Annotated in this window: 5 protein-coding genes; 3 read left to right on the forward strand and 2 right to left on the reverse strand. The window is 69.5% G+C overall.

Going from position 1 to position 4,715, the window contains the following annotated elements:
* Both AC01Y6_RS09490 and AC01Y6_RS09495 read right to left on the reverse strand, forming a co-directional pair.
* Nucleotides 1-474, reverse strand: a 474-nt coding sequence (locus tag AC01Y6_RS09490) for a replication initiation protein (protein WP_476671276.1), incomplete at its 3' end; no start/stop codon positions are given.
* Nucleotides 461-1,036 (reverse strand): TetR/AcrR family transcriptional regulator, encoded by a 576-nt coding sequence (locus AC01Y6_RS09495; RefSeq protein ID WP_476671277.1) that lies wholly within the window; start codon nucleotides 1,034-1,036, stop codon nucleotides 461-463. The genes AC01Y6_RS09495 and AC01Y6_RS09490, both read right to left, overlap by 14 nt.
* A gap of 120 nt (nucleotides 1,037-1,156) precedes the next feature.
* Between AC01Y6_RS09495 and AC01Y6_RS09500 the strand changes: the two genes are divergently transcribed.
* The 3 genes from AC01Y6_RS09500 (at nucleotide 1,157) to cas1 (ending at nucleotide 4,498) form a co-directional block, all read left to right on the forward strand.
* Nucleotides 1,157-2,140, forward strand: a complete 984-nt coding sequence (locus AC01Y6_RS09500) for a ParA family protein (RefSeq protein WP_428720873.1) — start codon at nucleotides 1,157-1,159, stop codon at nucleotides 2,138-2,140.
* 205 nt (nucleotides 2,141-2,345) lie between these two features.
* Entirely contained in the window at nucleotides 2,346-3,551 is a 1,206-nt protein-coding gene (locus AC01Y6_RS09505) for a TIGR02710 family CRISPR-associated CARF protein (RefSeq protein ID WP_428720763.1), read from the forward strand.
* The gene (gene cas1, locus AC01Y6_RS09510; RefSeq protein ID WP_476671279.1) at nucleotides 3,551-4,498 is read left to right on the forward strand and encodes a CRISPR-associated endonuclease Cas1; all 948 of its coding nucleotides are present in this window, start codon (nucleotides 3,551-3,553) and stop codon (nucleotides 4,496-4,498) included. The genes AC01Y6_RS09505 and cas1 overlap by 1 nt, the downstream gene beginning before the upstream one ends.
* The last annotated feature ends 217 nt before the right edge of the window (nucleotides 4,499-4,715 follow it).

Genomic DNA, 4,715 nt, shown 5'->3' on the forward strand with positions numbered 1-4,715 from the left:
GTTCCGTCCGTAGGAGGCAAGCTCCCACCGGGCCGCCCTCCGCGCCCTCCGGGGCAGGTGGGCCTGAAGCTCCCGGAGGAGGTCTTCCAGGGTCCACCGCTTCCCCCCGCCCCGGGTCCACTCCGGGGGGTGCAGGAAGGGGTTCCGGGAGAGGAGGCCGTTGTAGCCCGGGTCCGCCCCGTAGAAGGCCTCCAGCAGGGCCTCCACCCGGGCCAGGAGGGCCAGGGTCCTCCGCAGGGTCTCCTGCCGTTCCGGGGGCACCCGCAGGGGGATGGGGTCGATCTCGTACCAGGCGTGGAAGTGGCCCGTCTGGAGGTTGATCAGCGTCAGGCTGGGGGGGAGGGCGAAGAGGCGCTCCTCCACCAAGGGCCAGGGAAAGCCCTCCTCCTCCTCGTAGGCCCTAAGCGTCCCGCCCCGCTCGGAAAGAAACCTCCGGGCGAGCTCCAGGATCGCCTTGGGCTCAGGCACCTCCACGCTCCAACCCCCTCAGGATCAGGTCGTAGTACCCCCGGGCCACCTCCTCCGCCCGCATGGGCCCCTCGGGCCGGAACCAGCGGATCATCCAGTTGAGCATGGAGAGGATGGCCCGCCCCGCCAGGGCCACGTCCACCTCCCGGAAGGCCCCGGCCTCCACGCCCCGCCTCAGGATCGCCCGAAGGTTTTCCTCGTGCCGGTCGCGGAGGCGGACGGTGGCCTCCCGGTGCGCCGGAGAGAGGCTTTGCAGGCCCTGGAGCATGGCCACGAAGAAGGGGCGGTTCTCCTCAAAGTAGCGGGCGTGGGCCTCCATGAAGCGGAGGAGGGCGGCCTTGGGGTCCGCTATTCCCAAGGCCTCCTCCCCCGCCGCCACCAGGCCCCCCAGGGCGAGGAGGCTGATCTCGTAGAGGATCTCCTCCTTGCTCCCGAAGTGGTGGTAAAGGGCGGCTTTGGAGAGGCCCAGGGCCTGGGCGAGGTCCTGGACGCTGGCGGCCTCGTAGCCCTTCTCGGTGAAGAGCTTGGCGGCTTCTTCTAGAATGCGGTCCCTGGTGGTCGTCAGCATGGTCCCACCGACCGGTCGGTAAGTCCACTCTACGCCTTCGCCCCCCTCTCGTCAACCGCCCGAAGTTTCTGGCCCGGGCCGGGCTTGACGGACTGCTCCTTGCGCCATCAACCTTGCGCTATGGGGCAAGCCAAGCTCATTCCCTTGCCGGAGTACGCGCGGAGGGCCGGGATCCCCCTTAGCACCCTGCGCCTGCACATTCGTGAGGGGCGGATCCAGGCGGTGCGGCTCGGCCGCTACTGGTATATCCCCGTTGAGGAGAAGGGGAAGAGGGAGGGTAAGGGGCGGGTCTTCACCCTCTTCACCCACGCCGGTGGGGCGGGCAAGACCTCCCTGGCCCGGGACTTGGGCTTTGAGCTGGCCTCGAGGGGATACCGGATCCTTCTGGTGGACGCCGACCCTCAGGCGAACCTTTCCGCGTGGCTGGGCGTGGACCTGTCCGAGGTGGAAGACCAGGAAACGCTCCTCGCCGTGGTGGAGGGGAAGGGTCTGCCGGAGCCGCGCCGGATGGAGGTGGGGGGAATCCCGGTGGGCCTTGTGCCCGCCAACATGAACCTGGCCATGGCCGAGGTGGTGATCCCCACCAAGAGCCTCGGGATGGTCTTGCTCCGCACCGCCTTGATGGAAAGCGGAGCCCTGGAGCGCTACGACTTCGTCCTCATTGACTCCCCCCCTTCCCTCGGTCCCATCGCGGGTATGGCCGCTCTTGCGGGAGAGGGGCTCTTGGTTCCGGTGGAAACCAGCGCCAAGGGGGTTCAGGCGCTTCGCGCCGTGGTGGAGGTGAGCAAGGACTACCTCCGCACCCTCCGGGCCCTGCGCTTCCTCTCGCCGGAAGTGGTCGCCTTCATCCGCCTTTTGATTCCCACCAAGTACGACGGCCGGACGGCCCAGGACAAAAAGGTTCGCCTCCTTTTGGAGGAAGCGGCCGCCATAGCCCCTCTTGCCCCGGCTCTTTCCTACCGCCCAGGCCCTTACAAGGAGGCCATAGACCGGGCCCTGCCCATCCACGCGGTGGGGGACGAGCGGGTTCTGGGGGAAATCCGGGCCCTCGCCGACGCCTTCTTGGGACACGTGGGGGTCGGGGTTGTGGAGGAGGTGGTCTAGATGGGCGTCATGGAGCGCATGTTTCGGGAGGCCATGGGGCTCGCGGCTAAGGGAGGAGGCCCTCCCCAAGGCCCGCCGCCAGGCGGTGGAGGAGAAGCTAAGGGAGCTTTGGGCCCTCCTGGAGGAGGTTGGAAGGCGCTAGGAGGAGTATCGGAAGACTTGGGGCGTTGGGGCGGCCGGCCCCTTCTTCGGGAATAATGGTCCCATGAAGGTCCTCATCCTCACGGTGGGCACCACCCGGGAGCCCCTGGAGGTGGCCCTTTCCGAGCACGCCCCCCAGGGGGTGGTCTTCCTGGCGAGCCAGCAGAGCCACCCCGTGGCCGCGGAGCTTCTAAAGGACTACGGCGCCTCCTTCCGCCACCACACCCTCCTCCTGGAAGACGCGGAAAGCCTCCTCGAGGCCTACCAGAAGGCCCTGTTGGCCTTGAGGAAGGCCCTGGAGTGGGAGGCCAAGGCCATCGTGGCCGACCTCACCGGGGGCACCAAGCCCATGGCGGCGGGCCTCACCCTGGCCCTCACGGGGCGGGGGGTGGTCTTCAGCTACGTGGGCGGGGAACGGCGGGACCCGAAGACGGGCCGGGTGGTCTCCGGAGAGGAGAGGCTCCGCCTCCTCGAGGACCCCACGGCCCGCTTCGGCCTCCGGGAGTGGGCGGGCTTCACCCGGGCCTGGAACGCCCTGAACCTGGGGATGGCCCTCGCCGAGCTGGAGAGCCTCCTAAGCCGCCCCCTCTCTCCCTCCGAAACCCGCTTTTACCAGGCCATGCGGGGGGTGGTGGAGGGCCTCATGGAGTGGGACCGCTTCCGGCACCGGGAGGCCCTGGAAAGGCTTTCCGCCCACCTCCCCGTGGCCCTGGCCGTGGCCGAGGCCTGGGGGCACGGGGGGAAGGTGCGGGTCCTGAAGAGCCTGGAAGACCTCCTCCCCCACCTGAAAAGCATCGTGGAGGCCGGGGAAAAGCCCACCTTCTCCCTCCTCCAGGACCTCCTCGCCAACGCCGAGCGCCGCGCCGCCCTGGGCCGCTTTGACGACGCCCTGGCCCGCCTCTACCGGGCCCTGGAGCTGGCGGTGGAGGCGGATGTCCAGGAGCGCCTGGGCTTCGCCCTCAAGGACCCCAGGACCTGGCCCGAGGGCTTCCCCGAAAGCCTCCGGGAGCGCATTCTGAAGCCCCGGGGCCTCATGGACCTCCTGGACGCGGCCTTTGACCTGGACCTGGCCTTCGGCCAGCAGGGCACCCTGGCCCAGCGCCTCTACGGGGAGAAGAACCGGCTCCAGGCCCTTCTCCAGAAGCGGCACGGGAGCATCCTGGCCCACGGCACGAGGCCCGTGGAGCAGGGGGACTACGAGCGCTTGCGGGACTTCCTCGCCGGGCTGGACGAGCGCCTGAGGCCCCTTCCTCCCTGGCCCCTCTTCTGATGACCCTCCACCTCACCCGCCAAGGGGCCACCCTGCGCCTGCGCCAGGGGCGGCTCCTCCTGGAGGAAGAGGGGGTGGAGGTGGGGAGCTTCCCCGCCCGCCAGGTGCGGCGGGTGGCGGTGTGGGGCAACGTGCGCCTCTCCACCCCCGCCCTGGTCTTCCTCCTCCGGCAGGGGGCGCCGGTGTTTTTCTTCTCCCTGGAGGGCTTTCTCCACGGGGTGGCGGGGGCCTTCCCCGACCCCCACCCGGGCCACCTCCGGGCCCAGTTCGGGGCCGAGGCCCTTCCCTTGGCCCGGGCCTTCGTGGTGGGCAAGCTCCGCTCGGCCCTGGCCCTCCTGGAGCGGTACGGCCTTCCCGAGGCCGAGGAGGTGGCCCAGGCCCTCGCCCGGGCCGGGGAGGCGGAGAGGCTTGCGAGCCTCCGGGGGGCGGAGGGCGAGGGGAGCCGGGCCTACTTCCGGGGGCTTGGCCGCCTCCTCGCCGCCCAGGGGTTTTCGGGCCGGACCCGCAGGCCCCCCAGGGACCCCGTGAACGCCGCCCTCTCCTACGGCTACGCCCTTCTTCTCGGGCGCGCCCTGGTGGCGGTGCGCCTGGCGGGGCTCCACCCCGAGGTGGGCTTCCTCCACGCCGAGGGGCGGCGTAGCCCCGCCCTGGCCCTGGACCTCATGGAGGAGTTCCGGGTGCCCGCCGTGGACCAGGTGGTCCTCTCCGCCTTCCGGAGGGGGCACCTCACCCCGGACCACGCCGGGGCCCGGGAGGGGGGCGTGTACCTGAACGAGGAGGGAAGGAGGCGGCTCATAGAGCTTGTGGAGGCCCGCCTCCTGGAGGAGGTGGCCCACCCCCTGGGCTTCCGCAAGCCCCTGGGGGAGCTGTTAGAACTCCAGGCCCAGCGCCTGAAGGCCGCCCTCTTGGGACGGGAGCGCTACACCCCCTTTTACCTGTGGCGATGAGGCGGGCCTTTGCTATACCTATCAGCAAAATTGCGATGCAACTGGCTTTCTTTGCGCTTTGAAAAACAAAGCCCAGTCCTGGAGCCCTTTCTTCACCGAAATTTTGACCTGGCCCAACGTTGCGGTGTGTGCTATACTCCCCCTAACCCGGACCTCCGGGTGGGGACCTTGAAAGCCAGTTCTTCCCTTGGGGATGGGCAATATGCGTTTTCCCCTT

The organism is Thermus sp., assembly GCF_056332225.1.

Bases quoted from the DNA above. Each gene is read 5' to 3' on its own strand.
- AC01Y6_RS09500 (WP_428720873.1), top strand. From the start codon at position 1,157: ATGGGGCAAGCCAAGCTCATTCCCTTGCCGGAGTACGCGCGGAGGGCC.
- cas1 (WP_476671279.1), top strand. From the start codon at position 3,551: ATGACCCTCCACCTCACCCGCCAAGGGGCCACCCTGCGCCTGCGCCAG.
- AC01Y6_RS09495 (WP_476671277.1), bottom strand. From the start codon at position 1,036: ATGCTGACGACCACCAGGGACCGCATTCTAGAAGAAGCCGCCAAGCTC.
- AC01Y6_RS09505 (WP_428720763.1), top strand. From the start codon at position 2,346: ATGAAGGTCCTCATCCTCACGGTGGGCACCACCCGGGAGCCCCTGGAG.